The 3,923-nt window shown below is 63.7% G+C and carries 6 protein-coding genes; 3 read left to right on the top strand and 3 right to left on the bottom strand.

Annotation, left to right across the window (positions count from 1 at the left end):
* A partial coding sequence (locus tag ACNPP0_RS19905; RefSeq protein WP_448706804.1) for an HD domain-containing protein occupies positions 1-311 on the bottom strand: 311 nt, incomplete at its 3' end.
* Positions 312-415: 104 nt separating this feature from the next.
* Here ACNPP0_RS19905 and ACNPP0_RS19900 point away from each other — a divergent pair.
* Together ACNPP0_RS19900 and ACNPP0_RS19895 are read left to right on the top strand one after the other, a co-directional pair.
* Positions 416-1,249, top strand: coding sequence for a M90 family metallopeptidase (locus ACNPP0_RS19900; protein WP_448706803.1), 834 nt, complete (start codon positions 416-418; stop codon positions 1,247-1,249).
* Entirely contained in the window at positions 1,246-1,755 is a 510-nt protein-coding gene (locus tag ACNPP0_RS19895) for an NAD(P)H-dependent oxidoreductase (protein WP_448706802.1), read from the top strand. Before ACNPP0_RS19900 ends, ACNPP0_RS19895 begins: the two co-directional genes overlap by 4 nt.
* A gap of 68 nt (positions 1,756-1,823) precedes the next feature.
* Here ACNPP0_RS19895 and ACNPP0_RS19890 read toward each other — a convergent pair whose 3' ends face one another.
* Both ACNPP0_RS19890 and pncB read right to left on the bottom strand, forming a co-directional pair.
* Entirely contained in the window at positions 1,824-2,174 is a 351-nt protein-coding gene (locus tag ACNPP0_RS19890; protein WP_006218017.1) for a RidA family protein, read from the bottom strand.
* A 71-nt stretch (positions 2,175-2,245) separates the two neighbouring features.
* Complete coding sequence (gene pncB, locus ACNPP0_RS19885) at positions 2,246-3,454, bottom strand: nicotinate phosphoribosyltransferase (protein ID WP_332610691.1); 1,209 nt, start codon at positions 3,452-3,454, stop codon at positions 2,246-2,248.
* 123 nt (positions 3,455-3,577) lie between these two features.
* Here pncB and fdxA point away from each other — a divergent pair, with 123 nt between their 5' ends.
* Positions 3,578-3,901, top strand: a complete 324-nt coding sequence (gene fdxA, locus ACNPP0_RS19880; protein WP_006389264.1) for a ferredoxin FdxA — start codon at positions 3,578-3,580, stop codon at positions 3,899-3,901.
* Positions 3,902-3,923 lie beyond the last annotated feature (22 nt).

Genomic DNA, 3,923 nt, shown 5'->3' with positions numbered 1-3,923 from the left:
AACGCGGCCGCGACGGGGTCGTTGCGCAAGGCGGGCGCGGGCGCCATCAGGTCAGTGGGCAAGGCAGCCAGCAACGCGGCGGCGCGGGTGGCCGCATCCGTGTGCAGCGCGGCCAGGATGCGCACGACGCCGGCGCCGTGGCTGGCCAGCGGCTCGCCGGTCAGGGCGTGCTGGCCTTCAAATCGGGGAATGGCCCAGGTGACGGCCTGGTCGATCAGCGCCACGCCATCGGCGTCCAGGCCCGCGCCTACCTCCTGCCGCCAGGAAGCGTCGAAAGGCGAAGGCGCGTCGATAACAGGCGGGGCGGACATGACTGGCGCAATGCACGGGTTAGTTGATATCCCGACACTCTACACTAGCGTTTGATCGTGCTGAATCCCCTGCCATATCCGGCATATACAAGGAACCAAAGCTTATGTTGCGCTGGCTCAAGGGCCGGGGCGCCCGCCCCTCGGAAGTGGCCGAAATGCAAGCCCGCATCGCGCCTCGGCTGTGGCGACAGGTGCTGGATGCCCACCCGTTCCTGGCGGCATTGAATGCCGACGAAACCGCCCAATTGCTGGCGCGGTCCGCCTGGCTGCTGGCCAGCAAAACCATCAACGGCGCGCAGGGCCTGGAAGTCTCGGACTTCATGCGGCTGTCGATCGCGGCGCAAGCCAGCCTGCCCATCCTGAACCTGTCGCCCGAACTGTACGAAGGCTGGGACGAAATCATCGTGTATCCGGCCAGCTTCCGTATCCCGCGCACACGCCAGGATGAAGACGGCGTGGTGCACGAATTCATCGAAGACGCCGCGGGCGAAGCCTGGGAAGGCGGCCCGCTGGTGCTGTCTTGGGAAGACACGCAGCTCTCCGACGGCGGGTTCAACGTGATCATCCACGAATTCGCGCACAAGCTGGACCTGCGCTCGGGCATGGCGGACGGCATGCCGGCGCTGTCCGCGCACCCCGACCTGAAACCGCAGGTGTGGCGCCGCGTGCTGGACGACAGCCTGGACCGCTTCATCGCCGCGCTGGAAGCCGTCGAAGCCGCCATCCCGTCCGATGTGGATCCTGAAAGCGAAGAGGCAGACGCCTGGTACGGCCAGTTGCCGCTGGACCCGTATGCCGCCACCGACGAGGCGGAGTTCTTTGCCGTCAGCTCCGAACACTTCTTCGTCGACCCTGCCCCCTTGCAGCAGGCGCTGCCCGAATGGCACGCCCTGCTGCGGGCGTACTACCGGCAGGACACGTTGGGGCGTTACGCATGAAACAGCTGCTGATCGCCTGGCACTCTCGCACCGGCGCCGCGCGGCAGATGGCCGAAGCGGCGGCGCGTGGCGCGGCGGCGGCGGCCACGCAGCTGCATCAGGCGGACGAACTGCACGTCGAAATGCGCCGCGCGGCGGACGTGGACGCCGACGTCATCCTGGCCAGCCATGGCTTTTTATTCTGCGCGCCCGAGAACCTGGCCAGCCTCAGCGGCGAAATGAAAGAGTGTTTTGACCGCAACTACTACGCGGTGCTGGACCGCATCCAGGGCCGGCCCTACGCCTGCGCGATCAGTGCGGGCAGCGATGGCACGGGCGCGGCGCGGCAGGTCGATCGCATCTGCACCGGCTGGCGGCTGAAGGCAGTGGCGCCCGCGCTGATCGTCAACCTGGGTGCGCAATCGGCGCAGCAGATCCTGGCGGACAAGGTCGTGCCCCAGGCGGATCTTGACCGCTGCGAGGAACAGGGAGGGCTGCTTGCGGCGCTGGTTTTGACGGGCGGCTGAGCGCAGACGCGCACATAAAAAAAGCCCTTCGGCAAGCCGAAGGGCTCTTGCTGGCGGACGGATGTTGCTTAGATAGCGGCCGTCACGATGATCTCGACCTTGAAGTCGGGGTTGGCCAGGCGGGCTTCGACCGTGGCGCGCGGGGGCGAGTTGCCGTCGGCGACCCAAGCGTCCCAGGCCTTGTTCATGCCATCGAATTCCTTGATGTTGGCCACGTAGATCTGGGCCATCAGGATCTTGGTCTTGTCGGTGCCGGCTTCGGCCAGCAGGCGATCGATCGTGGCCAGCACTTGTTCGGTCTGGCCGGTGATGTCCAGCTTGGCGTCGTCCGGCACCTGGCCGGCCAGGTACGCGACACCGTTGTACACGGCCATGTCCGACAGGCGCTTGGCTACGTGGAAGCGCTTGATGCTGCTCATGAATATTCCCCTTGGATTCGAGTGGTGGGTTGGATCAAAACAAGAAACCAGCAATTTACCCCGAGCCGCTTTCAGGCGGGAGGCAGCTGGAACACCTGGCGCAAGTAGGCCAGGTAGGCGGGATCGTCACACATGGTTTTTTCGGGCGCGTCCGACACCTTGGCCACCGGCTGGCCGTTGCAGCGGACCATCTTCATGACGATCTGCAAAGGCTCGTGGCCCAGGTCGTTGGTCAGGTTGGTGCCGATACCGAACGACACCTTGCAGCGGCCGGCAAACTGGCGTGCCAGTTCGATAGCGCGCGGAAAGGTCAGCGAATCCGAGAACACCAGGGTCTTGGCGCGCGGGTCAACGCGGTTCTTGCGGTAGTGTTCCAGCAGGCGTTCGCCCCAGACGAACGGATCGCCGGAATCGTGGCGGGCGCCATCGAACAGCTTGCAGAAGTACATGTCGAAGTCACGCAGGAACGCGTCCATGCCGTAGACGTCCGACAACGCAATGCCCAGGTCGCCGCGATATTCCTTGGCCCAGACCTCCAGTGCAAACACTTGCGAATCGCGCAGCCGCGGCCCCAGCGCCTGGCAGGCTTGCAGGTATTCGTGGCCCATCGTGCCCAGCGGCAGCACTTCGTGCTGCTTGGCCAGCAGCACGTTGCTGGTGCCCGCGAAGTGTTCGCCCATCTGCGCTTTCATGGTGGACACCACTTCCTGGTGCCAGACCTTCGAGAAGCGGCGGCGCGTGCCGTATTCGGCCACGCGGAAATCGGCCAGCGCGGGGTCGTCCAGCACCAGGTGCATCTTGGACTGCAAGCGCTGGCGGCCTTCTTCCCAATCGGGATTCTTGCGCGTGTTGCGGAAATAGACCTCGTTGACGATGGCCAGCACGGGGATCTCGAACAGGATCGTGTGCAGCCAGGGGCCTTTCACCTCGATCGAGATCTCGCCGGGCGCGTCGCCTTCGCTGATGTGGATGCAGCGCTCGGGCAGGTGGAACAAGCCCAGGAAGTCGACAAAGTCGCTTTTGATGAAACGCAAGCCGCCCAGGTAATCCAGTTCGTCCTCGGTGAAGCGCAGCTGGCACAGCTGGTGCACTTCTTCGCGGATTTCATCCAGATAGGGGCGCAGATCGGCCCCGGCGGTGCGGCACTTGTAACGGTACTCGACCTGTGCAGCGGGGAACTGATGCAGTACCACCTGCATCATGCTGAATTTGTACAGATCGGTGTCGAGCAGCGAAGTGATTATCATGGTTGCGCGTATCGTTTCGCGACACCATAGCATAGAGAACCCGGCGTTTACGGCCATGGGCCACGATGTCAATACGGGTATTACCGGCACATCGGGCGCGCATTGGGTAAAATCCGCCCAACAAGACACAAAAGCCGCCGATCCCGGAGTTCCTGAATGACCCACGTTGTCACCGAAAACTGTATTAAGTGCAAGTACACCGATTGCGTTGATGTGTGCCCGGTGGACTGTTTTCGTGAGGGTCCGAACTTCCTCGTGATCGACCCGGACGAATGCATCGACTGCGCCGTCTGCATCCCGGAATGCCCGGCCAACGCGATCTACGCCGAAGAAGACGTACCGCAGGACCAACTGAATTTCATCGCGCTGAACGCCGAACTTTCCCCCGAGTTCGCCAGCATCAGCCGCGCCAAGAAGCCCCTGCCGGACGCCGACGAATGGAACGGCAAGCAGGACAAGCTGCAATACCTGGAAAAATAATCCGCGACGGCCGGCGCCCGCG

The organism is Achromobacter semiaridum (assembly GCF_053543755.1).
Note: the sequence above shows the minus strand (reverse complement) of the source record. Positions and strands in the feature narration are given on the sequence as shown.

Coding starts and splice junctions, on each gene's coding strand:
- ACNPP0_RS19900 (WP_448706803.1), top strand. CDS start 416: ATGTTGCGCTGGCTCAAGGGCCGGGGCGCCCGCCCCTCGGAAGTGGCC.
- ACNPP0_RS19895 (WP_448706802.1), top strand. CDS start 1,246: ATGAAACAGCTGCTGATCGCCTGGCACTCTCGCACCGGCGCCGCGCGG.
- ACNPP0_RS19890 (WP_006218017.1), bottom strand. CDS start 2,174: ATGAGCAGCATCAAGCGCTTCCACGTAGCCAAGCGCCTGTCGGACATG.
- pncB (WP_332610691.1), bottom strand. CDS start 3,454: ATGCTATGGTGTCGCGAAACGATACGCGCAACCATGATAATCACTTCG.
- fdxA (WP_006389264.1), top strand. CDS start 3,578: ATGACCCACGTTGTCACCGAAAACTGTATTAAGTGCAAGTACACCGAT.